This is a genomic window from Microbacterium sp. lyk4-40-TSB-66, assembly GCF_030209475.1.
Classification (GTDB): Bacteria; Actinomycetota; Actinomycetes; order Actinomycetales; family Microbacteriaceae; genus Microbacterium.
Genome location: NZ_JARVRW010000001.1, coordinates 379,439 through 402,283, shown reverse-complemented (window position 1 = coordinate 402,283; position 22,845 = coordinate 379,439). Strand labels below are relative to the sequence as shown.

Here is a 22,845-nt window from a genome sequence, read left to right as displayed (position 1 = left end):
CTCAGAATGAAACGTGTCAGATCGCGCTTCGCCGTGCAGATCGCAGACGAAGAGACACCAGCGGTTCGGGAGATTGCAGCCGATACCGGGTTCGCGATGTGTTGCGGATTTCGCAGGTGGTGCAGAGGCTCAGATTCGCGAAGTTACGCGGAACCCTCTGCGTTTTTCACTGTACCACCCTTGACGTCGACGGCGAGCATGAGCGCCTGCCACGGGGTGTCGACCACGGATGCCATAAGATCCGCGGCTTCGAGTCGCTGCCCGGGGCCGTCTGCGAGCACCAGAACGCTGGGGCCGGCACCCGACACGACGGCCGCGTAGCCCTCCGCGCGGAGCGCCCGCACGAGCCGATCGGTCTCGGGCATGGCCTGGGCGCGATAGTTCTGGTGCAGCTTGTCTTCGGTCGCCGCCATGAGCAGCTCGGGACTCTGCGTCATCGCGGCGATGAGCAGGGCCGAACGCGAGACGTTGAACACCGCGTCCTCGCGCGGGACCTGCAGGGGCTGCAGGCTCCGGGCGACGGCCGTCGACATCGTGAAGCTCGGCACGAGCACCAGTGGTGAGACACCCCGGTGGACGATGAGCTGCTTGTGCTGCGGGCCCGCGGCATCCATCCAGGCGATCGTCAGACCGCCGAAGAGGCCCGGTGCGACGTTGTCGGGGTGCCCCTCCAGTTCGGTGGCCAGGCGCAGCAGGTCGACGTCGCTGAAGGCGACCTCGCCCTCGAGCAGACCCTTCGCGGCGAGGATGCCGGCGACCACGGCAGCCCCCGACGAGCCCATGCCGCGCCCGTGCGGGATGACGTTGTGCGCGGTGAGCCGAAGCCCCGGGAGGGGGCGGCCGACCGATGCGTACGTGTGCGCCATCGCGCGCACCACGAGGTGCGACGCGTCGCGCGGCACATCGGCCGTGCCCTCGCCCGCGACCTCGATCTCGAGGGCATCGCCCGCGAGCTGCTCGACGGTGAGGTCGTCGTAGACGCTCAGCGCCAGGCCGAGGGTGTCGAAGCCGGGTCCGAGGTTCGCGCTCGTGGCGGGAACGCGGACCGCGACTCGGCGACCAGGGCCTGGATTCACGCGGTCACCGGCTGCAGGTCGAGCACCGAGGCGACCTCCGAGGTGGTCGCGTCGACGACGGTGGGCGTGACGTCGGTGCCGTCGGCCTTGCGGAGCGCCCACTGCGGGTCTTTGAGACCGTGGCCGGTGACGGTCAGCACGACCTTCGCTCCGGCCGGGACGATTCCCGCCTCCGCGCGGTCCAGCAGGCCCGCGACGCTGATCGCCGAAGCGGGCTCGACGAAGACGCCGACCTCGCCCGCGAGGATCTTCTGCGCCTCGAGGATGCCGTCATCCTCGATCGCGCCGAACCATCCGTCGGTGGCGTCGCGCGCCTCGAGCGCGAGGTCCCACGAGGCGGGGTTGCCGATGCGGATGGCACTGGCGATCGTCTCGGGGTTCTTCACGACCTCGCCCCGCACGAGAGGGGCGGAACCGGCGGCCTGGAAGCCGAACATGCGAGGGACGCGGGTGGCGACGCCGCGGGCGGCCTCCTCGCGGTAGCCGCGCGAGTAGGCGGTGTAGTTGCCGGCGTTGCCGACGGGGATGAAGTGGAAGTCGGGCGCGTCGCCCAGCTGCTCGACGACCTCGTACGCCGCGGTCTTCTGACCTTCGATGCGGTCGGGGTTGACCGAGTTGACCAGGTGCACCGGGTAGTGGTCGGCGAGCTCGCGCGCGATCTCGAGGCAGTCGTCGAAGTTGCCGCGGATCTGGATCAGACGACCGTTGTGGGCGACCGCCTGGCTCAGCTTGCCCATCGCGATCTTTCCCTCGGGCACGAGCACGGCGGCGGTGATGCCGGCGTGGGCGGCGTAGGCCGCGGCCGAGGCCGAGGTGTTGCCGGTCGACGCGCAGATGACGGCCTTCGCGCCGTGCTCGACGGCGCGCGAGAGCGCGACCGTCATGCCGCGGTCCTTGAAGGAGCCGGTGGGGTTCATCCCCTCGAACTTGACCCACACGTCGGCACCGGTACGTCGCGACAGGGCGGGAGCCGGGATGAGGGGGGTGCCGCCCTCGCCCAGGGTGACGACGGTGGAGGCGTCGGTGACGCCCAGACGGTCGGCGTATTCGCGGAGGACCCCGCGCCAGAGATGAGCCATGTTCAGTTCCCTTCCACGCGCAGCACGGAGACCACGCGCTCGACGACGCCGCTGGCGGCGAGACGCTCGACGGTCTCGCTCAAATCCTGCTCGCGGGCCTTGTGTGTTCCGATGACCAGGCGGGCCGAACCCGCTCCGGTCGATGAGCCCGTCGCGGCGACCGGATCAGCGGCATCCGCCGACGCCTCGATGACGGTCTGCTCGACGGTCGCGATCGACACGCGACCCTCGCTCAGGATGCCGGCGACCGTGGCCAGCACACCCGGCCGGTCATCGACCTCGAGCGTGATCTGGTACCGCGTGATGACATGCCCGATGGGCACGGCGGGGAGGTTGGCGCGGGTCGATTCGCCCACGCCCACGCCGCCGGCGATGTGCCGGCGCGCGGCGGAGACCACGTCGCCGAGCACGGCGGACGCCGTCTGAACGCCGCCGGCGCCGGCGCCGTAGAACATGAGGTCGCCCGCGGCCTCGGCCTGTACGAACACGGCGTTGTTGGCGCCGTGGACGCTGGCGAGCGGGTGCGCGCGATCGACGAGGGCCGGGTACACACGAACCGAGATCGACTCGGTGCCGCCGTTTTCCGCGGCGAGTCGCTCGCACACGGCGAGGAGCTTGATGACGTAGCCGGCGTGACGCGCGGACTCGATCATCGCGGCGTCGACCGACGTGATGCCCTCGCGGTGCACGGCGTCCAGGGGAACCGTGGTGTGAAACGCGAGGCTCGCGAGGATCGCCGCCTTCTGCGCGGCGTCGTACCCCTCGACATCGGCGGTGGGGTCGGCTTCGGCGTAGCCGAGCGCCTGGGCCTGGGCCAGCACGTCGGCGAAGTCGGCGCCCTCGGTGTCCATGCGGTCGAGGATGTAGTTGGTGGTGCCGTTGACGATGCCCATGATCCGCACGACGCGGTCACCGGCGAGCGAGTCGCGCAGAGGCCGGATGATGGGGATGGCGCCGGCGGCGGCGGCCTCGTAGTAGACCTCGGCCCCCACCTGGTCGGCGGCCTCGAAGACCTCGGAGCCGTGGGTGGCGAGCAGCGCCTTGTTCGCGGTGACGACGTCGGCGCCCGAGGCGATCGCGTGCAGCACCTGCGTCCGCGCGGGCTCGATGCCGCCCATCAGTTCGATGACGATGTCGCTGCCGACGATGAGCGTCTCGGCATCCGTGGTGAAGAGGTCGTGGGGCAGATCGACGTCGCGCTTCGCGTCGAGGTTGCGCACGGCGATGCCGGCGAGTTCGAGCTTCGCGCCTGCGCGGTCGGCGAGTTCGTCGCCGTGTCTGAGCAGCAGGTCGGCGACCTGGGAGCCGACGGCGCCGGCGCCGAGGAGCGCCACGCGCAACGTGCGGTAGTCGGTCATTCGGTGTCTCCGTGGGGTGTGTCGGTCGTGACGGATGCCGGGATTCCGGCGTCGCGGGCGAGCAGATCGTCGACGGTCTCGCCGCGGACGATGACGCGCGCCTCACCCCGTCGCACCGCCACGACGGGCGGGCGTGGGGTGTAGTTGTAGTTGCTCGAGAGCGAGAAGCAATAGGCGCCGGTCGCGGGGACGCCCAGCAGATCGCCGGGGGCGACGTCGGCGGGGAGGTACTCGGCATCCACGACGATGTCCCCCGACTCGCAGTGCCGGCCGACGACGCGCGACAGCGCCGGAGTCTGGTTGCTCGTGCGCGAGACGATGCGCGCCGAGAAGTCGGCGCCGTACAGCGCCGGCCGGGCGTTGTCGCTCATGCCGCCGTCGACGCTGACGTATGTGCGGTCGAGGCCCTCGGCCGCCGTCACGGTCTTGACGGTGCCCACCTCGTACAGCGTCACGCCCGCCTGGGCGACGATGACGCGTCCGGGTTCGGTGGCGACGTCGGGCATCGGGATGCCGCGCACGGCGCACTCGTCGGCGATGGCATCCAGGATGCCGTCGGCGATCTCCTCGATGGGGCGGGGATCGTCGACCGAGGTGTAGGAGACGCCGAATCCGCCCCCGACGTTCAGCACGGGGATGTCTCCCCCCGCGAGCAGGTCGGCGTGGAGGTCGACCAGACGCGCGGCCGACTCGCGGAACCCGGAGGAGTCGAAGATCTGCGACCCGATGTGCGCGTGCAGTCCCACGAAGCGCAGGCTCGGCAGCTCACGGATGCGTGCGACCGCGGCGGCCGCCCCGTCGAGCGAGAAGCCGAACTTCTGATCCTCGTGTGCGGTCGCCAGGAACGCGTGGGTCTCGGCGTGGACGCCGGTGCGCACCCGCACGAGCACGGGCTGCACGACGCCGCGGCGATCGGCGATGGCGGCGAGCCGCTCGATCTCGATGGGGCTGTCGAGAACCACCGAACCGATGCCGACCTCGACCGCCCGTTCGAGTTCGCCCACGCTCTTGTTGTTGCCGTGGAAGCCGAGGCGGGCGGGATCGGCGCCACCGGCCAGGGCGACCTCGAGCTCACCGCGGGTGCAGACGTCGACGGCCAGCCCCTCGTCGACGACCCACTTCACGACCTCGGTCGAGAGGAACGCCTTCCCGGCGTAGTAGACGCGAGCCCGGATGCCGTGGCGCGCGGCCGCGGACTCGAAGGCCGCGCGGGCGCGGTGGGCGTGGGCGCGCACCTCGTCCTCGTCGAGGACGTACAGCGGAGTGCCGAAACGGTCGCGGAGGTCGAACACGGAGACCCCGCCGATCTCGACGGAACCGTCATCGGCACGTCGTGCGGTCGCGGGCCAGACGGGGGCGACGAGCTCATTCGCTTCGTCCGGGGCGACGAGCCACTCGGGCACGAGCGCGGAGTGCGAGGCGGACACAGGGGGACCAATCGGGTTTGCAGCGACGCGACGGCCGCGGATCACGGCTCCACCCCCGCGGAGAGTCACGCGAGGGTGTTTCTCGAAGTCTAGAGCACGCCGTATGCCGCACCTTTCCCACGTCGGCGCGCCGAGCCTCGACCTGCCGTGCGAGACACCAGCGCCGGGTGAAGCGTGGGGTGAAGTAGGGACGCCCTTCCCGGCATCCCTCCCGCTCGGAAGGCTGCGGCCGTCGGCATCCGCCGCCCCCAGACTTTACGGTGAGCCGGTGCAGACCGAATCAGCGTCCTCGCCCCTCGTCGTGGACGCCGTCGGGGTGCGCATCGGTATCGATGTCGACCACCTGGGCGACGACGATCGACACGCCGTCCGCACCGCCTGGCGCGACGCGCTCTCCCCGGAGCGGGGCTCGCCGGCGCACACCATCGTGCCCGACGCCGATGTCGAAGCCGGTGTCATGCTGTCGCGCCTGTCGAGCGACGTGACACGGTCGGCGATCGCGGCCCGACAGGGCGAGCAGTGGATGCTCCACGCGGCAGGGCTGGCCGCTCCGGACGGTGGCGTCATCGTGCTCGTCGGTCGTTCGGGCGCGGGCAAGACCACGGCGGTGAGCGTGCTGGCCCGGCGGTGGGGGTACGTCTCCGACGAAGCGATCGGCATCGACGACGACGGTCGCGTGCACGCTTACCGCAAGCCGCTGTCGGTGATCACCGACGGGCACGTGTCGAAGGTCCAGCACGCACCGGACGATCTCGGCCTGCAGCCGCTTCCGGACGGCCCCCTGCACCTCCGCCGGATCGTGCTCCTCGATCGCGACCACAAGCACGCGCGGGCGCGATTGCTCACCGTTCCCCTCTCGGTCGCCTTCGCCGACCTCGCACCGAACTCGAGCGCATTGGCGGCCATGCCGCATCCGCTTCGCACGATGCTGCGCGTCGTCGCCCGCACCGGCGGGGTGCTCCTCGCGCAGTACGCCGAGGCCGCCGACCTCGAGCCACTGCTGGACCGGCTCGACTCCGTGCTCCTTTCCGCCGAGAACGCCGCCCCTGCCCACGCCGGCGGCCGCGTCGACCACGAGGGTGGCGAAGCCGTCGCCCGGCCGAACCCCACGTCGATCTACCGCCGCGCCACCGTGGTGGACTGGTGCCCCGTCGACGACGAGCAGATCGCCGTGCTCTCGGCGGAAGCCGACGGCCGCGGCGTCCTGCGGGTGCTGGCGGGCCTCGCCCCTGCGATATGGTCCGCCGCCGCCGACGACATCGCCGTCGCCGACCTCGTGCGCGAGACCACCGCACGCTTCGACGAGGCCCCGCCCGCGGACGCGGTCGAAACGGCGATGGTGCAATTGGTCGAGGCGGGCCTGCTCACCGTCGTCTTGAGCTGACGACGGCTCCGGCCGGGGCAGGCGTTCGGGCGCGAGTCAGAGGACGGGACGGATGCCGGCGCCGGACGGCACCGCCATCGGGTCGTTCGCCCGGCGGTCACCGTCGAACGAAATCGGGGGTTCCCACGGACGCGGAGCGTCAGCGAGAACCCCCGACGAAGAGCACCTCAGACGCGGATGAACGCACCCTCGGCGGAGATGCCCGCGTCGATGCCGACGACCGTGCGGCCCGTGAGCCCGGTCATCTGCGCGGGCGTCGTCCTGTTGATGGTCGTGCCGTCGCCCAGCTGTCCGGCATCGTTCTTCCCCCAGCCCCAGACCTCGCCATTGTCGAGGAGCGCGTAGCCGCCGCCCCAGCGACCGGTGATCTTCGTCACGCCCGTCAGCGCACTCACGGAGGTGGGGCTGAGGACCGTGGAGGTGCCCCCGTTGCCGATCTGACCCGCGTCGTTGATACCCCATCCCGCTACCGTCTTGTCGGAACGCAGCACATGGAAGAAGCCGAAGCCGGCGGCCAATGCGCGAACGCCCGACAGTCCCGACACCGCCAGCGGCGTCGTGCTGCCCGAGGAGTCACCGTTGCCGAGCGTGCCCGACGTCGCGCCGCACGTCCATACCGTCCCGTCCGTTCGAAGCGCGGCGGTCTGCTGGTTGTCGCCGCCGATGTCGGTGACCGAACCCCACGCCGGGACGGAGATCGGACTCAGCACCGACCGGGTCCGGAGACCGTCTCCGAGGTTGCCGCTGGAGTTCGCTCCCCACGCACTCACCGCGTCGGTGGACAAGATCGCGAACGCCGAACGGTACGCACCGCAGATCTTCTTGGCCCCCGACAGGTTCGGGATCCTCTGTGCGGAACTGCGATCGGTCATCGTTCCATCGCCGAGCTGTCCATCGGCATTCCACCCCCACGCGTATACGTCGCCGTCGGCGGTCAGGGCGTATACGCTCGCTCGTCCGCCGGAGATCTGGACGACGTTCGAGGGTAGCCCCGGCACGCGGCCCCACGTCTTGCGACCGGTCCACCCCGGCCACCCCGCTGATACCGGGATCGAGGGGTCGCCCAGCGCACCGTTGTCGTTGCGTCCCACCGACCACACCGATCCATCGGCCAACAGGGCCACCGCGAAGATGTAGCCCGTGTACACCTGCACCACCGGCGAGGGGAACACGCGCGACGACTGGGTCGCCGCCGTATGGTCGCTCTCGGCTCCGTCACCGCCCGCGCCGTACAGGCCGTACCCCGCGTGCAGAAGGTTCGCGCCGATCACCTGGTACGTGTCGGTCGCGGTGCCTTCGTCGGAGGATGCGGACACCGCCGAAATGACGCCTGGACGAGTCCACACATCGGGGGTCACCGTGGTGCGGAACGAGCCCGACCCGTCGGTGGTGCCCGACCCCGCACCCAGCGTCGCATTCCGCGTCGCGCTCAAGGTCAGCGTCACGCCCTCGACACCGGCGGATCCGGTGGAGACGGTCGCGGTGACGGTCCCCGCCGTCCCCGCTGAGACCTGTGCGTCGACGTCGAGCGACACCGTTGCCGGAGTCGTCACGAAGAACACCGCATTCATCCGCGCACCGGAGGAGATCGCCGCGATGCTGCGACCCGTGAGACCGGCCACCGCCACGGGGGTATCGCGGTCGGCGGTGGTGCCGTCGCCCAGCTCACCGTCGGCGTTCGATCCCCAGGCCACGATGCTGCCGTCGGAACGAAGTGCATACGCATTCGACGCGCCGGCGGCGATCGTCGTCGCTCCCGACAGCGCGGGGACCTCCGCGGGGGTCGTCGCCTGCGCTCCCGTTGCCGAGCCGATGCCCAGCTGGCCGCGCGCGTTGCTCCCCCACGCGAACACCGCCCCGTCGGAGCGGATCGCGTAGCCTGCGTCTCCACCTCGGGCGATCGAGGCGACTCCCGAGAGCGAGGTCACCTGCACCGGCTGCGTCCGAGTGCTCGTCGTGCCGTCGCCGACCTGGCCCAGGTCGTTCGCCCCCCACGACCACACCGCACCCGAAGAGTCCAATGCCGAGTGGGTGTCATTGCCGCCGACCACCTGCACGATGTCGGACAACCCTGTGACCGCGACCGGAGACAGCTGATTCGTGGTGCTACCGTTGCCCACCTGGCCGCTGGCATTGCTCGCACCCCACGACCACAGGGTCTTGTCGGCCAGGATCACCAGACCGTTCACCCGACCCGCTGCGAGGAAGGTGACGTTCGCCAGACCGGGGATCTCCGTCGGCCGATCGCGATCCGTCGTGGTCCCGTCGCCGATCTGCCCCCAGATGTTCCACCCCCACGCCATGACCTTGCCCCCCACCAGTGCGTAGCACCCGTTCCACTGCGCGGCGATCTGGGTCACACCCGACAGGCCAGGCACAGGACCGAACTGGGTATAGGGAATGACGGAGGTGTCGCGACCCAGTCGTCCGAAGTCGGGATTCCCCGCCGTCCAGACGGTGCCGTCGGCCAGCAGCGCCACCGTGTGCGCGTCCCCGCTGGCGACCTGCACCACAGGGCTGGGGAACACCGGCAGCGTCTGAGCCGGTGTCGTCCACCCCCCGCCCGGCGCTCCATTGCCGATGTGACCCCAGTTGTTGGGTCCGGACGCCAGGACGTTGGATCCCACGACGGTGAACGTCGTCGACGTGTTCAGACCGCTGGAGACGGCGGTGATCGTCGCCGTCGTGCCGGGCTTGGCCCACGGTGTCCCCAGCCAGAACTTCGTGGTGTACTGACCCGCACCGTCGGTCGTGCCATCAGCGTTCTCGAACGACCCCCAGCCGGGACCGGAGAGCGAGACGGGCTGCCCCGCCAGCGCCGCGCCCGCCTCGGAACGCACGGTCACCGTGACCTCGACCGGTCCGGCGGCCGGCACCGTGCTCTGCGGAGTCGTGACGGCCAATCGCGTCACCTCGGACTGTGCGAGCGCAGGTGAGGCCGACAACAGGCTTATGGCCGGAACGGCCCACGCCGCACCGACGACGACCGTCCGGCGAGAGAGCCCCCCCCCGGGAGGGGGACGCGTCGGAGCGAGCGCCTGCCACGCCGGCACTCTGGCGGATACCTGAATGAGTCATGAGTGATCCCCTCTGCACAGCGCCGTCTCGCGGCGCCGCCTGTCGATGTGCCGTGACCGGGCTTGCGTCCTAGCACGTGTACATGCGCGAACGTACCCTCGTCGTCCCTGACGTCGGCGCGGAGAGTCAGCTCAAAGCGCCGGGTGAGGATAGACCCCGCAGAGGGCGAGACGGGGCGGCGGGACCTCGGCCACCCGTGAGTCGATCGGCGCGTTGCGACATCTCTGCGTGCCAAGGAGCGGGGCGAGGCGGTCTGTCGCCCGTACGAGCGCCGCCTTGTGTTCGAGGTCGACGCATCGCCAGCGGGTGAGGGTCGCCCGGCCAGGCGTGACCGACACCAGCGGGCGACTCACGAGGACCATCGAAATCGACCGGACGGCTCAGCGTGGCACGGTCATCACCATGGCAATGAGCGGGTCACTGCAATCTGACACGGCGCTCGCACCGCGCGCCGAATACGCCTCAGCCGCAGGTGCCGTTCGCCTGGAGCGCAGGGTCGTTGACGATTCCACCGGCGATGTCGAACGTCGCCACCAGGTCTTGTCCCTGCACGGTCGCGGAGGTCAGCGTCAGACCCGACGGCAACCGGTCGGCGATGCACAGGCTCGAGGTCTGCAGGATGCCATCGGCGACACCGCCGAACTGACCACGGAGCGTGTCGGCGTCGAGCAGGTTGCCCGCGACCTGGAAAGAGGACGGCGTCAGCGTGAGATCGCCGTCGGCGGCGCCGGGCGTCACGGTGACGCCGATCGGGATGCCGATACCGAACAGCGACAACGACGTCTCGAACGTCACGTCCGGCGCTGCGAGGGCGACGGTGCCGGCAGGAAGGTCGGGAAGTTCGGCGAGGAGCGCCCGCACCTGCTCCTGGTCGAGTCGTACCGAGGCCACTCCCCCCTCTGCGGCCGATCCGGCCGACACCGGCACACCACGCAGGTCGACGCGCACGTCGCCCGTGATCGGCCCGAGGGTGACGTCGTCGGACGCCACGTCGACCTCGTCGAGGCGCCCCGCGATCACCTGGGGCAGCACGAGGCCGGCCACCTGGACGTCGACGTCTTGATCGTCGGGCAACCCGACGTTGGTGACGACGAGGGAGCGCACCGTGCTGGTCACCACGGATCGGGCGATGAACTCCGCGGCCACCGCCGCGGCCACCAGCAGCAGGACGACCACGACGATCACCGCGATCCAGCGGCCGGTCTTCCGTCCGGACCGACGGTCCGAGGTCGCGGCATCCGTCATGGTCACATCCGTTCCGGAGCGCTGACTCCGAGCAGCGTCAGGCCGTTGCGCAGCACCTGCCCGGTCGCGTCATTCAGCCACAGGCGAGTGCGGTGCACCGGCTCGACCGGCGCGTCGCCCAGCGGGATGACACGACAGTTGTCGTACCAGCGGTGGTACAGACCGGCGAGCTCTTCGAGGTAGCGGGCGACGCGGTGCGGCTCGCGGACCTCGGCGGCGAAGGCGACGATGCGGGGGAACTCCTGGAGGGCCCCGAGGAGCGCCGACTCGGTCTCGTGATCGAGCAGCTCGGGAGCGAACTCCGAGCGGTCGACCCCGGAGCCGTGCGCGTTGCGCGCGACGTTGTGCGTGCGGGCGTGGGCGTACTGCACGTAGAAGACGGGGTTGTCGTTGGTGCGCTTCTGCAGCACGTCGAGGTCGATGTCGAGGTTCGAGTCAGCCGAGCTGCGCGTGAGGGCGTAGCGGGCGGCATCCACTCCGACGATCTCGACAAGATCCTCGAGGGTGACCACGGTGCCGGCGCGCTTGGACATGCGCATCGGCTGACCGTCGCGCACGAGGTTGACCATCTGGCCGATCAGCACCTGGAGGTTGACGTGCGGCTCGTCGCCGAAGGCGGCGCACATCGCCATGAGGCGTTGCACGTACCCGTGATGGTCGGCGCCGAGCATGATGATGCAGCGGTTGAAGCCGCGCTCGCGCTTGTCGAGGTAGTAGGCCAGGTCGCCGGAGATGTAGGCGGGCTGCCCGTCGGACTTGATGATGACGCGGTCTTTGTCGTCGCCGAACTCGGTCGAGCGCAGCCACGTCGCCCCGTCGGCCTCGAAGATGTGGCCGAGCTCGCGCAGGCGCGCGACGGCCCGGTCGACGGCTCCCGAATCGTGCAGGTCGTTCTCGTGGAAGTAGACGTCGAAGTCGACGCCGAACTCGTGCAGCGACTGCTTGATCTCGCCGAACATGAGCGTCACGCCGAGCTCGCGGAACGCCTCTTGTTTGGCATCCGGGTCGAGGGCGTCGATGTCGCCGTCGTACTGTTCCGTGACGCGCACGGCGATGTCGTGGATGTACGCGCCGCCGTAGCCGTCTTCGGGGGTCGGGTCGCCTTGGTGGGCGGCGACGAGGCTGCGCGCGAAGCGGTCGATCTGGGCGCCGTGGTCGTTGAAGTAGTACTCGCGGGTGACCTTCGCGCCCTGCGAGGAGAGGATGCGCGCGAGCGCGTCGCCCGCCGCGGCCCACCGGGTGCCGCCGAGGTGGATGGGGCCGGTGGGGTTGGCGCTGACGAACTCGAGGTTGATGATCTCGGCAGCGCGGGAGTCGTTGGTACCGAACGCGGCGCCCTGATCGACGATGGTCTTGGCGAGAGCACCGGCGGCGGCCGCATCGAGACGGATGTTGATGAAGCCGGGACCGGCGACCTCGACGCTGGCGATCCCGTCGACGGCCTCGAGACCGGCGGCGATCTCGGCGGCGAACTCGCGCGGGTTCGCCCCGACGACCTTCGACAGCTTGAGTGCGGCGTTGGACGCCCAGTCGCCGTGGTCGCGGTTCTTCGGCCGTTCCAGCGGCAGGTCGGCGACCGTGATCCCCGCCGAGGACCCCTCTCGTCGCGCCTCCGCGAGCGGAGTGACGACGGCGAGCAGGGCAGCAGAGAGGGCAGCGGGATCCATAGCCCGTCAAGTCTATGGCGCGCCGCTTGGGTGGCCGCGTCAGCCGATCTGCACCAGGGCCTCGTGGTCGTCGGGGGTCGTGGCATCCGGAGCGACGTCGTCGAGCACCGCGTCGACGTGCATGCGCTCGAGCCCGACGTACCCGCCGTGGTAACTGAGGAAGGCGCAGTCGGCGGCATCGCGGCCCGTGGCGATGCGCACGAGCGAGCGGCGGTCGGCCAGTCGTGTGGCATCGACGACGTACCAGGCACCGTCGATGTAGGCCTCGGCGACGGCGTGGAAGTCCATGGGCGTGAGGCCCGGCGCGTAGCACGCGGCGTAGCGCGCGGGCATGTCCATCGCGCGGAGGAGGGCGATGACCACGTGCGCGTAGTCGCGGCAGACGCCCTGGCCGGTCATCAGGGTCGTCACGGCACTGTCGGTGCCGAGGCTGAGTCCGGGGGTGTAGGTGACGGTGGAGGCGACGAAGCCCGACACCGCCGCGAGCAGGTCTTCGCCCGCAAGGCCGCGGAACTGCCGACGCGCCTGCGCGAACACCTCATCGGACTGGCAGTAGCGGCTCGGGCGGAGGTAGGTGATGGTCTCGAGGTCGCTCGTCCGAGGGCTCTGGGACGGACCCGAGACCACGGCGTCGTAGCGCACGGAGAGAGGCCCCTGCTCCCCCGAGAGTCGGTGCAGACGGCTGCCCGACTGGTCGACGATCTCGGTCGGTGTGTACACGCGATCGCCCTGCGAGAAGGTCAGTTGTTCGTCCGCGACCGGCACGCCCTGAGCCGCGGTGATCTGGAAGATGAGGTCGACGGACGCCCCCAGATCGAGGTCGAGTTCAGCGGTCACGCGGCGCGGCACCGGGCAATCCTCGCACGCTGTCGCAGGCCCTCGGACCATCGCCGACGAATCGACTCACCCGTCCTTCTTACCCGGGCCGGGAGACGCTCCCTGGGAGGGCTTCTTGTCGTCGCCACCACCGGGGCCGCCGGTTCCCGGACCCTTGTCACCGCCGCCGTTCGGCGGGGTTCGGTCTTCGTCACCCGCACCGTCGGACGGTTCCTCGGGCGTCGGTTCCGCCGTCGGTTCGACGGTGTCGGTGGGCTCGGGTTCGGTGGTCTCGGTCGGTTCCGGCGCGGCCGTCTCGCTCGGTTCCGGGTCACCGGTCTCCTCTGGCGCCGGAGAGGACGGTGCCGGGGCGAGAGAGGTCAGGTCTGCGCGCACCGTCGCGATGCGGGCCAGGATGCCGTCGGCCTCCGCCGCGGTGATCTCCCCCGCGTCGCGCCGCGCGACGACGTCGGCCTCGAGAGCGTCGAGGGTCGCCGATGCGGACGCATAGTCGCCCGAGGAGGCCTGCTCGGCGACGGTCTGCACCGACTGCTGCCACGCGGTGGGAGACGCGCTGGGCGGCGTGCACGAGGCCAGCATGACCGTTGCGGCGAAGAGAAGCGCGGCCGTGGGTGCGGCTCGACGGATCACGGGCCGACCTCCGTCCACAGTTCATCCATGTGCTGATCGAGTGGCTGCGGGAGCGTCGGCAGGTCGGGCCGGCCGGCCGCACCCTGACCCGAGAGCGAGACGGCGGCGATCACCGCTCCCACGGCGAGGACGACGGCCACGAGGGACGCGACCACGATGTTCTTCTTCGCTCCGCGCCGCGCCGCCTGCGCCGGGGCGCGGGTCTCAGCCACCGGAGCGCCGCCCGCGGAGGGATCGATCGATCGGGCGCCGCCCGCCCGTGGGAGCACCTGCGTGCGGTCGACGCTCGGAGAGGAGAGACCGCTGTCGGGCTGCGGCAGCACCCGCGTGCGTTCATCGCTCGCACCGAATGCCCGCGTCGGAGCCGTGGTGTGCGGCAGGACCGCCGTGCGGGCGTCGACCGACGTCGCCGAGGCGCTCGCGACGGTCCGCAGCGCCACGATCACCCCCGTGGCATCCGGTCTCTCCGCCGGTTCGAGGGCGGTCATGCGTCGCAGCACCTCCCTCCACGCCAGGGGCAGGTGAGCAGGAATCTCGGGCGGCGAGACGAGCCGGGCGGCGAGCGCCTCGTGGGGCGTGCGAGATCCGAAGGGGCGCGCTCCCGTCAGCGCCTCGAGCAGCACGAGTCCGAGCGCGTAGACGTCGCTCGAGGGGGCGGCCGGTAGTCCGCGCGCCTGCTCGGGGCTGAGGTAGGCGGCGGTGCCGATGACGGTGTCGGCGCGGGTGACCCGGGTTGCACCCACCAAGGCCGCGATGCCGAAGTCGGCGAGGGTTGCGCGCGGCGTCTCGCCCACGTGGGCGGCGGGGCGGATGAGGATGTTCGACGGCTTCACGTCGCGGTGCACGATGCCGCGCGCGTGGATGACGGCGAAGGCCTCGGCGATCTCGCGGCCGATGAGGGCGACCTCGGGCGCGGGGAGCGGACCGCGCGCGATGCGATCCGACAGCGTGGGGCCGGAGATCAACTCCATGACGAGGTACGCCGGAGCGCCCGCGAGCCTGGCGTCGTAGAGGGTCACGAGGGAGGGATGCGAGACCGATGCGAGCAGCCTGATCTCCGACCGCACACGCGCGACGTCCGACGGGTCCGCGCCGTCGCCATCGATGATCTTGAGGGCGACACTGCGCTCGAGCGCCGTGTCCACGGCCTCGTGCACACGCGCATACCCCCCGCGGCCGAGGAGCCGACCCACGCGGTACCGTCCGTCGAAGAGCCCGCCGTCGATCGGATCCGCGACGGTGGGTGTCTGCTCGTTCACGATCTCGGCCCGGGGTGCGGCCCCGAGCCCATCAGACGAGATCGTCGTTCGACGATCGCGTGGTCGAACGGGTCACCTGGGCCCCGCCCACTCCCTCGGTGCGCGTGACCGTATCGGTCTGACGACGCTTCATCAGCAGCACGATGCCGATCAGGAAGACGACGACGCCGGCACCCATCATGATGTAGCCGATCATGCTCAGGCTGACGTAGTCGTTGGGAAGGTTCACCGCGAAGGCGAGGATGGCCCCGATGACGAACAGGGCGATGCCGGCTCCGATGCTCATGTCAGACCCCTTTCGAAGGAGTTCTCAGCATGGCAAGGACCACCCCCCACCGGTCATGCTCTTGACAATGCCTGTCAAGACGGGTGCGACTCCGCCGCATCGGGTGTGACATGGACGCCATGAGCCAGAACGACGTGACCACCCGATCCAACCGCGGCCAGTGGGAGAATGCGGTCGAGGGCCGCCCCGAGCTGTCGGCCAGCTTCTCGAGCAAAGAGGAGGCGATCGATCAGGGGCGCGCCACGGCCGACGAACTCGGTTCCGAGCACACCGTCGACGACGCCGAGCCGACCGGGGCCGTGACCGACGAGGGGTGAGCGCAGCGGAGACGAACGAAGAGGCCGCGATCGTGGATCGCGGCCTCTTCGTGGTGGTGCCCCCGACTGGAATCGAACCAGCGACCTTTGGTACCGGAAACCAACGCTCTATCCCCTGAGCTACGGAGGCGGACAGGTTCAGGTTATCACCGCAGCACGGCGAGCCCCGACGGCACGGGGCGGCGCCGCGGACGCGGGCAGCCGCCCCGCTGCATCCGGATCACTCGTCGCCGATGACCCCGATGCCGGTGGCCCGGTGGTCGGCGTTCGGGTCGTCCTTCGTGGGAGCCTTCGACGCCTCCTCGGGGTCGTTCTCCTGACTCGGACGAACCGTGGGGTCGTCGCCGAGGTCGCCGGCGTCGTCGGTCGGGTTCTCCGCGGGGGTGGAGTCCTGGGGGTCGCTCATGGGGTGTCCCTTCGTCGCGTGGAATCCCAGCCTGACAAGGTGATGTACCGGGATGCAGCGGCTTGACCGCGACGGCCGGCGGCCCTAACGACCGAGCATCGCTCGAACGCGTCGGGCCAGGGGCTGCGTCAGGATCACGCGACGACCGTTCACATCGATGGTGAGGGTCGAGCCGCCCCATCCCCGCCCGCGCGCCGGCCGGGCGTCGCCGCGGACGTAGGCCTCGGCGATGTCGACGTACGCGGCCAGCAACTGCGCGCTCTGATCCTTGGACGAGTTCGCGTCGACCAACTGCAGGCGGTGCCCCGTGTCGGTCTCGACCGAGAACCACCGGGAACCGGGCGTCGACACGAGCGCCCAACGCTCATCCCGCTCGAACCGCGCCCATGCAGCACCGCTGCGCAGGGCTGTCGTGACCGCCAGGTCGGCCTGGGCGATGCACAGCACCTCGAGCATGGCGAGGGCCTCTGCCGCGGTGACGTAATCACCGCGGTCGGCACCCAACCCGCCCCACTCGAACCTGCGCTCGCTCATCCGTCACCGCCCGTGCCCTCATCCTCCCCAGAGGGTAACCCCGGGTACCGCGTGCCGGCCCCGCGAGCGGAAGACTCCGCGCACGACGGCGGGGCCCTACGATGAGCGCATGCTGACCTCGTCGCCGTCATCGATCACCGATCAGACCTCGATCTTCGCCCTGAGCGGCACCACGTCGTTCGTCGCCTTCGCCCTCTACGTCCTCACGGTCGTGGCGTTGTGGAAGGTCTTCACCAAAGCCGGGCACCCCGGCTGGCTCGCGATCATCCCGATCGTCAACATCGTCTTCTTGACGAAGATCGCCGGGTTCTCCGGGTGGTTCGCGCTGCTCTACATCATCCCGATCGTGGGATTCGTGTTCCACATCATCGTGCAGCTGCGGGTCGGACGCGCCTTCGGCCACGGCTGGGTGTTCTCGCTCTTCCTGCTCGTGTTCCTCTACGTCGTCGGCTACCTCATCATCGGGTTCAGCGACGACAGGTACCGCCCCGAGCGCATCTGACGGCCGGCTGCCACGACACCGGTTGAGAAGACGGATGCCACGGGGGCGCCCCGTGGCATCCGCTCTCTCAGTCGCCCTTCACGTTCACGACCTGTCGCAGCGTGTGTCGGACCGTCACCAGGTCGGCGGCGTCCGCCATCACCCGGTCGATCGGCTTGTACGCCTGGGGGATCTCGTCGATGAACGCGTCTGTGTCGCGGTACTCGATGCCCGTCATCGCCTCACGCAGCTGCTCGTGCGTGAAGGTCTTGCGCGCCGCCGACCGCGAGTACTCCCGACCCGCACCGTGCGGGGACGAGTTCAAGGCGACCGGGTTGCCCCGACCTTCGACCACGTACGAGGCCGTCCCCATCGATCCCGGGATGAGGCCCGGACGTCCGGCGTCGGCCATGATCGCGCCCTTGCGTGAGACCCATACCTGCTTGCCGAAGTGCCTCTCGGACTCGGTGAAGTTGTGGTGGCAGTTGATCCGCTCGCGCTCGTCGATGGAGGCGTCGAGGAACCGACCCAGCTGATTCGCCACCCGGTCCATCATCTCCTCCCGATTGAGCAGGGCGAAGTGCTGCGCCCACCGCAGTTCGCGGATGTACCGGTCGAACTCGGGCGTACCCTCGGCCAGGTACGCGAGATCGGGATGCGGGAGCTCGATCCACCACTGCTGCGCGAGGCGCTGCGCCACCTTGATGTGGTGCTGCGCGATGCGGTTTCCCACGCCACGGGACCCCGAGTGCAGGAACATCCACACGTCGTCGTCCTCGTCGAGCGAGATCTCGATGAAGTGGTTGCCACTGCCCAGCGAACCGAGCTGGTTGCGCCAATGGCCGGCGTACGACGACGGGTCGAACTCGGCCTTCTCGGCGAGCGCCTCGAGCTCGGCGATGCGCGGCTCGGCGGTGGCGACGATCTTGCGGTTGTCGCGTCCGGCCGAGAGCGGGATGGCGCGCTCGATCTGCTGGCGGAGCTCTGCGAGGTCGCGACCGGCGAGGTCGGCGGCCGCGAACTGGGTCCTGACGGCGATCATGCCGCAGCCGATGTCGACCCCGACGGCCGCGGGCATGATGGCCCCGCGCGTCGGGATGACCGAACCGACCGTCGCACCGAGGCCGAGGTGGGCATCGGGCATGAGGGCCAGGTGAGGGTAGATGAACGGCATGCGCGACGAGGTGCGGGCCTGTTCGATGGTCTTGTCATCGATCAGGCTCGCCCACGACACCAGTCGTTCGGTGAGCTTCTGCATGGATCCTTTCCTTCGTGTGATGCGCTGCTGCGCGGTGAGTGAGCCACAGATCAGGGCACACTCCCCCACTCGAGTGGAAAGAGAAACGCCCCGACCTGACGGTGCGGGGCGTGAGAAGACGGTGTCTAGACGACCGGCGCCGGAGGGTACGACGAGGGGAGGAACGGCAGGTACTGCTGCTGCTCCGGACGCAGATCGCGATTCGCGGTCATGGCCTCGTCTCCTCTCGACTCGTCGCGCCGATTGGCACGGACTAGTGAACGTAGCGGATGCAGAGAGCACCCCGCAAGGCGATCTCTCGGCGCGTCATCCCGCGGTTCACCCGCGCAGGGCTCAGGCCTGGGTGGGCTGGTCGAAGTCCCAGTCGATCGGTCCGTCGTCGTCTGCGCCGGGATCGGGCTCGACGGCGCGAAGGTGCGCCCGGGGGAAGAGACGGTGTGTGCGCAGTTCCTGAGCCGCGGCGGTGAAGTCGGGCTCCTCGTCGTCCCAGTCCAGCGGCGCGGACAGCACGTCGTTGCCGACGCCGATCACCAGCTCCGCCTGGGCGACCTTCTTCGCATCGGTGACGATGGGGATGCTGACCGCTTCGGCCTGCCCCTCTTTCGCCACCGCGGCGGTCAATTCGATGAGCGACGCGGCGACGTCGTCGGTGGTCATCACGGTCTCGCCGGCATAGGTCACGCATCGCATTCCCCCACCCTGTGGTCCGATCATGCGGCGAGGGGGGTGGGTTGCCGGGAGGCGACCGGTGGGGTACGTCTCATCCCCTGCGCTGGGATGAGCGGAACATCGCCTCATCGAGCTCGAACCACACAGCGCGCACCGTGTCGAAGTCGCCGAACGGTTCGGGCTGAGGATCGCTGAGCGACAGGCGGTAGCCGCGGGGAAGGTCATCCACGTGTTGTCCGTCGCGCGGGCCGCCGACGAGCACGTAGATCACGGCGAATCGACCGCGGGAGCCTCGGCGGCGACACCGTCGACGGCGTCGCTCATGCGTCGCAGGAAAGCGACGACAGCCGCCGACTCGTCGGGCGTCATGTCGATGACCGCTGCCAGCATGCGATCGTGCATGTTCCCCAGCGTCTGCCGGACCTCCGCGTCGGCGCGCGGCGTCACCGCGATGAAGATGCTGCGGCGGTCGTCGGGGTTCGCGGAGCGGGTGATGTGCCCGGAGCGTTCGAGCCGATCGAGGATCGCCGTCGTGGAGGCCGTCGAGAGCCCGAGGTATCGGGTGAGCTCACCTGGACGGACCTGTCGTTTCGGGTCGCGAAGCAGGTAGCGCAACACGAGGAGCTCGTTCTCGCCCATCGACATCGAATCGCGGGTGCGCCGTCGCATGGCGACCTCGGCGGCGCGATAGACGCGGAGGGACTCGAGCACGGCTTTGCTTCGTTGACGACGGTCGGCCGGCTCGTCGCCATACCAGTACGTCATCTCACCGTCGGGGGGCGCCATCGCGGGTGCACGAGGCGTGGTGTCGACGTCTGTCATGTCACACTCCTCCGCTCGTATCGCGACTATACAGCGGAAATAATAGTTAGGCAAACTAGTTACTAAGCGAGTATGTTCTCAGCACAGCTAATCGCTTTCGAAGGGAGCACCCCATGGGCCACCTTTTCTACGGAACGTCGACGGAATCGATCCGGATCCCCGACCGACTGCTCTCCCACCTCAAGGTGGTCGCCACCACCAAGCTCCGCCGCAGCGAGAGCTTCACCCTCAGCTGGATCCACGTCGACGGCACCCCCGGTCGTTCCACCCTCTGGCTGCAGCCGGCGATCCCTCTTCGCTTCGTCTTCGACGCCGCCGAGCCGGAGGCGCTGAACTCCGCCGCCCTGAAGGACATGGCCGACATGGCCAACTCGTCGGCCGGGCTCATCGTGGACCTGACCGCCGAGATCCCCACGGCTCAGACGCACACCCGCGCCCCCGCACGAAGCGCGGCCGCATCCGCGCCGCGTCCCGCCGCGCTCCGTGTGGCGGCCTGACATGACCTCCGCAGTCTCCCCCTCCCCGACACCTCTGTCGTCGGCGCGCGTCCTCTGGGCGAAAGTCGACACGGGATTCTGGGTCGCTCACCGCGGCGGCGAGTACTTCGGCTGCGTCGACGCGGTGGCGGGAGGATTCGTCGCGCGCGACGCGCACGGCATCCCCATCGGTCGTTACGACACGCTCGACAGCGCCAAGTCGTCGCTGCGGTCGACCACGCACCCCGCGAACGTGTCGCGGCGGCGTCTGCTCGACCGGGCGTCCCTGGCGGCCGCGACCGCGCTCGGGGGCACGGCTCTCGCGCTCGGTCTGACGGCCGGCGCCCTCGCGCCGTACCTCTGACGTGAGACACGGCGCTGACACCGGCGCACGCGGGCAACTCGTCCATCCCCTGGACACCACAGGGACGACGTGTCAGCGTCGGTGATCCAAGCACGATGGACGGAGAAACCATGACGCACCACGACGGTCAGTCGGACAACACGCACGACGACCACGCGGCAGCACCCGACGAATCGTCGAACGGCGCCGGAAGCGAATCACCCGAAGAGGGCGCTGCGGCTCAGAAGGCCGCTGACGACGCCTCCGACACGGGTGGTTCCCCCACCGGAGACATCGGTTGAGGACTCAGAACGCGTAACGCACCGTGCAGTACGGCAGCCGCCGGGCGATGAGATCGGTCAGCGCCGCAACGCTCTGCGCCTTGAGCGGGTGCCGGTAACGCACGTTCTCGGCTCCGTTCTGCGAGCGTTTCGGCTCCTGTATGGACGGCGTCCACAGCAGCTCTTCGCCCTTCGGATGCCAGCCGAGGTTGACGTCGTGAAGGCCTTCATTGTGCGTGAGGAAGATGACCTCGCACGCCAACTGTTCTTTTGCGCGTGCGTGCAGGGCCGAATCCAGCTGGTCGAAAAGCTCTGCCCAATCGTGGAGCCACGTCGGCGTCAGGATCACCGGCGAGAAGTTGACGTGCACCTCGTAGCCCGCGTCGACGAAGTCGTTGATGGCGGCGATGCGCTCGGTCATCGGCGACGTGCGCAGGTCGGTGACGCGCGCCGTCGCGGCCGGCATCAGAGAGAAACGGATGCGCGTGCGCCCCGCAGGATCCCACTCCAGCATGTCGCGGTTGACGAACTTCGTCGCGAATGACGCCTTGGCTGTGGGCGTCATCCGGAACAGGTCGCACACATCGCGCACGTTCTCGCTGATCATCGCGTCGACCGAGCAGTCGCCGTTCTCCCCGATGTCGTAGACCCACGCCTCTGAGTCGCACTGGTTCGGCTCGGTTTTCAGTCCACGCGCGGCCACGTGTCGCGCGAGGTGGCGCGTGATCTGCTCGATGTTGGCGAAGACGGTGATGGGGTTGCTGTACCCCTTTCGCCGCGGGACGTAGCAGTACACGCACGCCATCGCGCAGCCGTTCGACAGCGACGGGGCGATGAAGTCGGCGGAGCGGCCGTTCACCCGCGTCGCGACGCTCTTCTTCACACCCAGCACGAGCGCCTCGGTCTTGATGCGCACCCACCGGGCGACATTCGTCTCGTCGCCGTGCACCTCGGGGATCTGCCAGTGGGAGGCGATCGGAACGATCTCGGCATTCGGCCACCGGGCGACGATCTCGCGGCCGCGCTCGAGGTCGAGAGCCCCGTCCTCCGTGTAGATGCGGGTGACACGCAGCAGGTTCTCTCGTTCGACGGCCATCGTTCCGTTCTACTCCGGGGTCCCGACATCGGTGCCGGACGGCTCCGGCTGGCACCGGGGGCACCACCAGGTGCGACGCTGCTCGGGATCGTTCGCCACCTCGTCGCGTACGCGCACCCGCGTTCCGCAGCGCAGACACGGTCGCCCCGCACGCCCGGCGACCCAGTGCGACGATCCCTTCCGGCGGTCGCCCGTGGTGACCTGATACATACCCGGTACCGTCGCCGAGACGCGCAGGCACCGCGCCGCCAGTGCCACCAACGCGTCCTGATCGGTGGATCCGATCGGAGCGAAGGGATGGATGCCGCGGAGGAACGCCAGCTCGTTGACCCACAGGTTGCCAAGACCCGCGATGCGCGTCTGGTCGAGCAGCGCCGCCACGAACGGCCGGTCGGGACGTGCCGACAATCGACGAACCGCCTCGGCAGGGTCCCAGTCCTCCCTCAGCGGGTCGGGGCCGAGATACCCGACGACGTCGCGCTCGCGCGCGGTGGGGACGAGCTCCACGACCGGGAGATCGAGACCCCAGACCTCACGGCCGTCCGCGAGGCGGAGGCGGACGCGCGCTTTCCCCCGTTCCGTGGAGGGGAGCGCGCGCCCCGCTCGCGTGATCGTCCAACTGCCCTGCATACGCAGGTGCGTGTGGAGGGTGAAGAGGTCGTCGAAGCGCGTGAGGAGGTGCTTGCCGTGGGTGTCGTAGGCGACGATCGTCCGCCCCGCGAGCGAGCGACCGGCGGCGTTACCCGACCGCAGTTCCCCGTCGACCACCCGCGCGCCCCGCGTCGCGGCATCCAGGCGTCCCCGCAGCCGGTAGACGCTGTCGCCCTCGGGCATGG

At 69.7% G+C, this 22,845-nt stretch carries 25 protein-coding genes and 1 tRNA gene; 6 read left to right on the top strand and 20 right to left on the bottom strand.

Annotated elements, in window-relative coordinates; all coding sequences use genetic code 11:
* Nucleotides 1–143: 143 nt before the first annotated feature.
* Genes thrB through lysA form a run of 4 tightly spaced genes read right to left on the bottom strand, consistent with a single transcriptional unit; the run spans nt 144 to nt 4,940 of the window.
* The gene (thrB, locus tag QRO03_RS01790) at nt 144–1,076 is read right to left on the bottom strand and encodes a homoserine kinase (protein ID WP_285135809.1); all 933 of its coding nucleotides are present in this window, start codon (nt 1,074–1,076) and stop codon (nt 144–146) included.
* Entirely contained in the window at nt 1,073–2,155 is a 1,083-nt protein-coding gene (gene thrC / locus QRO03_RS01785) for a threonine synthase (RefSeq protein WP_285135808.1), read from the bottom strand. The genes thrB and thrC overlap by 4 nt, the downstream gene beginning before the upstream one ends.
* A gap of 2 nt (nt 2,156–2,157) precedes the next feature.
* Entirely contained in the window at nt 2,158–3,513 is a 1,356-nt protein-coding gene (locus QRO03_RS01780; protein WP_285135807.1) for a homoserine dehydrogenase, read from the bottom strand.
* Nucleotides 3,510–4,940 (bottom strand): diaminopimelate decarboxylase, encoded by a 1,431-nt coding sequence (lysA, locus tag QRO03_RS01775; protein ID WP_285135806.1) that lies wholly within the window; start codon nt 4,938–4,940, stop codon nt 3,510–3,512. Before lysA ends, QRO03_RS01780 begins: the two co-directional genes overlap by 4 nt.
* Nucleotides 4,941–5,208: 268 nt before the next feature.
* On the opposite strand from lysA, the gene QRO03_RS01770 reads away from it, so the two are divergent.
* Nucleotides 5,209–6,324 carry a P-loop NTPase family protein gene (locus tag QRO03_RS01770; protein ID WP_285135805.1) on the top strand — a complete coding sequence of 372 codons (1,116 nt, stop codon included), beginning with the start codon at nt 5,209–5,211 and terminating at the stop codon, nt 6,322–6,324.
* Nucleotides 6,325–6,491: 167 nt separating this feature from the next.
* On the opposite strand, the gene QRO03_RS01765 is transcribed toward QRO03_RS01770, so the two are convergent.
* The 7 genes from QRO03_RS01765 to QRO03_RS01735 all read right to left on the bottom strand — a co-directional run bounded on the left by QRO03_RS01765 (nt 6,492) and on the right by QRO03_RS01735 (nt 15,326).
* On the bottom strand, nt 6,492–9,227 hold the full coding sequence (locus QRO03_RS01765) for an RCC1 domain-containing protein (RefSeq protein WP_285135804.1): 2,736 nt from the start codon (nt 9,225–9,227) through the stop codon (nt 6,492–6,494).
* Nucleotides 9,228–9,864: 637 nt separating this feature from the next.
* Nucleotides 9,865–10,647, bottom strand: a complete 783-nt coding sequence (locus QRO03_RS01760) for an LmeA family phospholipid-binding protein (protein ID WP_285135803.1) — start codon at nt 10,645–10,647, stop codon at nt 9,865–9,867.
* A 2-nt stretch (nt 10,648–10,649) separates the two neighbouring features.
* A complete protein-coding gene (argS, locus tag QRO03_RS01755; RefSeq protein WP_285135802.1) occupies nt 10,650–12,314 on the bottom strand; it encodes an arginine--tRNA ligase in 1,665 nt (554 codons plus the stop codon).
* A 39-nt stretch (nt 12,315–12,353) separates the two neighbouring features.
* On the bottom strand, nt 12,354–13,163 hold the full coding sequence (locus QRO03_RS01750) for a transglutaminase-like domain-containing protein (protein ID WP_285135801.1): 810 nt from the start codon (nt 13,161–13,163) through the stop codon (nt 12,354–12,356).
* 54 nt (nt 13,164–13,217) lie between these two features.
* Complete coding sequence (locus tag QRO03_RS01745) at nt 13,218–13,781, bottom strand: hypothetical protein (RefSeq protein ID WP_285135800.1); 564 nt, start codon at nt 13,779–13,781, stop codon at nt 13,218–13,220.
* Nucleotides 13,778–15,040, bottom strand: a complete 1,263-nt coding sequence (locus QRO03_RS01740; RefSeq protein ID WP_285135799.1) for a serine/threonine-protein kinase — start codon at nt 15,038–15,040, stop codon at nt 13,778–13,780. Before QRO03_RS01740 ends, QRO03_RS01745 begins: the two co-directional genes overlap by 4 nt.
* A gap of 31 nt (nt 15,041–15,071) precedes the next feature.
* Nucleotides 15,072–15,326 carry a DUF6458 family protein gene (locus QRO03_RS01735; protein ID WP_285135798.1) on the bottom strand — a complete coding sequence of 85 codons (255 nt, stop codon included), beginning with the start codon at nt 15,324–15,326 and terminating at the stop codon, nt 15,072–15,074.
* Between the two features lie 110 nt (nt 15,327–15,436).
* On the opposite strand from QRO03_RS01735, the gene QRO03_RS01730 reads away from it, so the two are divergent.
* Nucleotides 15,437–15,643, top strand: a complete 207-nt coding sequence (locus tag QRO03_RS01730) for a DUF2188 domain-containing protein (protein ID WP_285135797.1) — start codon at nt 15,437–15,439, stop codon at nt 15,641–15,643.
* 54 nt (nt 15,644–15,697) lie between these two features.
* On the opposite strand, the gene QRO03_RS01725 is transcribed toward QRO03_RS01730, so the two are convergent.
* From QRO03_RS01725 to QRO03_RS01715, 3 genes are all read right to left on the bottom strand, one after another.
* A tRNA-Arg gene (locus QRO03_RS01725) sits at nt 15,698–15,773 on the bottom strand.
* A 90-nt stretch (nt 15,774–15,863) separates the two neighbouring features.
* On the bottom strand, nt 15,864–16,049 hold the full coding sequence (locus QRO03_RS01720; protein WP_285135796.1) for a hypothetical protein: 186 nt from the start codon (nt 16,047–16,049) through the stop codon (nt 15,864–15,866).
* A gap of 84 nt (nt 16,050–16,133) precedes the next feature.
* Nucleotides 16,134–16,583, bottom strand: coding sequence for a hypothetical protein (locus QRO03_RS01715; protein WP_285135795.1), 450 nt, complete (start codon nt 16,581–16,583; stop codon nt 16,134–16,136).
* 109 nt (nt 16,584–16,692) lie between these two features.
* Here QRO03_RS01715 and QRO03_RS01710 point away from each other — a divergent pair, with 109 nt between their 5' ends.
* Nucleotides 16,693–17,085, top strand: coding sequence for a DUF5684 domain-containing protein (locus QRO03_RS01710; protein ID WP_285135793.1), 393 nt, complete (start codon nt 16,693–16,695; stop codon nt 17,083–17,085).
* A 67-nt stretch (nt 17,086–17,152) separates the two neighbouring features.
* On the opposite strand, the gene QRO03_RS01705 is transcribed toward QRO03_RS01710, so the two are convergent.
* The 4 genes from QRO03_RS01705 to QRO03_RS01690 all read right to left on the bottom strand — a co-directional run bounded on the left by QRO03_RS01705 (nt 17,153) and on the right by QRO03_RS01690 (nt 19,813).
* Nucleotides 17,153–18,322, bottom strand: coding sequence for an RtcB family protein (locus tag QRO03_RS01705; RefSeq protein WP_285135792.1), 1,170 nt, complete (start codon nt 18,320–18,322; stop codon nt 17,153–17,155).
* A gap of 333 nt (nt 18,323–18,655) precedes the next feature.
* A complete protein-coding gene (locus QRO03_RS01700) occupies nt 18,656–19,012 on the bottom strand; it encodes a hypothetical protein (RefSeq protein WP_285135791.1) in 357 nt (118 codons plus the stop codon).
* Between the two features lie 70 nt (nt 19,013–19,082).
* Nucleotides 19,083–19,262 (bottom strand): hypothetical protein, encoded by a 180-nt coding sequence (locus QRO03_RS01695; RefSeq protein ID WP_285135790.1) that lies wholly within the window; start codon nt 19,260–19,262, stop codon nt 19,083–19,085.
* A complete protein-coding gene (locus QRO03_RS01690; protein WP_285135789.1) occupies nt 19,259–19,813 on the bottom strand; it encodes a MarR family winged helix-turn-helix transcriptional regulator in 555 nt (184 codons plus the stop codon). Before QRO03_RS01690 ends, QRO03_RS01695 begins: the two co-directional genes overlap by 4 nt.
* Nucleotides 19,814–19,926: 113 nt before the next feature.
* On the opposite strand from QRO03_RS01690, the gene QRO03_RS01685 reads away from it, so the two are divergent.
* The 3 genes from QRO03_RS01685 (at nt 19,927) to QRO03_RS01675 (ending at nt 20,934) form a co-directional block, all read left to right on the top strand.
* Nucleotides 19,927–20,310: a DUF7882 family protein gene (locus tag QRO03_RS01685; RefSeq protein ID WP_285135788.1), complete on the top strand. Its 384-nt coding sequence runs from the start codon at nt 19,927–19,929 to the stop codon at nt 20,308–20,310.
* Nucleotide 20,311: 1 nt separating this feature from the next.
* Nucleotides 20,312–20,653 (top strand): hypothetical protein, encoded by a 342-nt coding sequence (locus tag QRO03_RS01680; protein ID WP_285135787.1) that lies wholly within the window; start codon nt 20,312–20,314, stop codon nt 20,651–20,653.
* A gap of 110 nt (nt 20,654–20,763) precedes the next feature.
* A complete protein-coding gene (locus QRO03_RS01675; protein ID WP_285135786.1) occupies nt 20,764–20,934 on the top strand; it encodes a hypothetical protein in 171 nt (56 codons plus the stop codon).
* Nucleotides 20,935–20,938: 4 nt separating this feature from the next.
* Here the strand turns inward: QRO03_RS01675 and QRO03_RS01670 are convergent, their stop codons facing one another.
* Both QRO03_RS01670 and QRO03_RS01665 read right to left on the bottom strand, forming a co-directional pair.
* Nucleotides 20,939–22,009, bottom strand: coding sequence for a spore photoproduct lyase family protein (locus QRO03_RS01670; protein ID WP_285135785.1), 1,071 nt, complete (start codon nt 22,007–22,009; stop codon nt 20,939–20,941).
* Between the two features lie 9 nt (nt 22,010–22,018).
* Nucleotides 22,019–22,843 carry a DNA-formamidopyrimidine glycosylase family protein gene (locus QRO03_RS01665; protein ID WP_285135784.1) on the bottom strand — a complete coding sequence of 275 codons (825 nt, stop codon included), beginning with the start codon at nt 22,841–22,843 and terminating at the stop codon, nt 22,019–22,021.
* Nucleotides 22,844–22,845 lie beyond the last annotated feature (2 nt).

Excerpts from the sequence above, each read along its gene's own strand:
- QRO03_RS01685 (WP_285135788.1), top strand. The coding sequence starts at position 19,927 with ATGGGCCACCTTTTCTACGGAACGTCGACGGAATCGATCCGGATCCCC.
- QRO03_RS01735 (WP_285135798.1), bottom strand. The coding sequence starts at position 15,326 with ATGAGCATCGGAGCCGGCATCGCCCTGTTCGTCATCGGGGCCATCCTC.
- QRO03_RS01720 (WP_285135796.1), bottom strand. The coding sequence starts at position 16,049 with ATGAGCGACCCCCAGGACTCCACCCCCGCGGAGAACCCGACCGACGAC.
- thrC (WP_285135808.1), bottom strand. The coding sequence starts at position 2,155 with ATGGCTCATCTCTGGCGCGGGGTCCTCCGCGAATACGCCGACCGTCTG.
- QRO03_RS01760 (WP_285135803.1), bottom strand. The coding sequence starts at position 10,647 with ATGACGGATGCCGCGACCTCGGACCGTCGGTCCGGACGGAAGACCGGC.
- QRO03_RS01705 (WP_285135792.1), bottom strand. The coding sequence starts at position 18,322 with ATGCAGAAGCTCACCGAACGACTGGTGTCGTGGGCGAGCCTGATCGAT.
- QRO03_RS01780 (WP_285135807.1), bottom strand. The coding sequence starts at position 3,513 with ATGACCGACTACCGCACGTTGCGCGTGGCGCTCCTCGGCGCCGGCGCC.
- QRO03_RS01730 (WP_285135797.1), top strand. The coding sequence starts at position 15,437 with ATGGACGCCATGAGCCAGAACGACGTGACCACCCGATCCAACCGCGGC.
- QRO03_RS01710 (WP_285135793.1), top strand. The coding sequence starts at position 16,693 with ATGCTGACCTCGTCGCCGTCATCGATCACCGATCAGACCTCGATCTTC.
- QRO03_RS01700 (WP_285135791.1), bottom strand. The coding sequence starts at position 19,012 with ATGCGATGCGTGACCTATGCCGGCGAGACCGTGATGACCACCGACGAC.
- QRO03_RS01715 (WP_285135795.1), bottom strand. The coding sequence starts at position 16,583 with ATGAGCGAGCGCAGGTTCGAGTGGGGCGGGTTGGGTGCCGACCGCGGT.
- QRO03_RS01680 (WP_285135787.1), top strand. The coding sequence starts at position 20,312 with ATGACCTCCGCAGTCTCCCCCTCCCCGACACCTCTGTCGTCGGCGCGC.
- argS (WP_285135802.1), bottom strand. The coding sequence starts at position 12,314 with ATGGATCCCGCTGCCCTCTCTGCTGCCCTGCTCGCCGTCGTCACTCCG.
- QRO03_RS01690 (WP_285135789.1), bottom strand. The coding sequence starts at position 19,813 with ATGACAGACGTCGACACCACGCCTCGTGCACCCGCGATGGCGCCCCCC.
- QRO03_RS01675 (WP_285135786.1), top strand. The coding sequence starts at position 20,764 with ATGACGCACCACGACGGTCAGTCGGACAACACGCACGACGACCACGCG.
- QRO03_RS01670 (WP_285135785.1), bottom strand. The coding sequence starts at position 22,009 with ATGGCCGTCGAACGAGAGAACCTGCTGCGTGTCACCCGCATCTACACG.
- QRO03_RS01665 (WP_285135784.1), bottom strand. The coding sequence starts at position 22,843 with ATGCCCGAGGGCGACAGCGTCTACCGGCTGCGGGGACGCCTGGATGCC.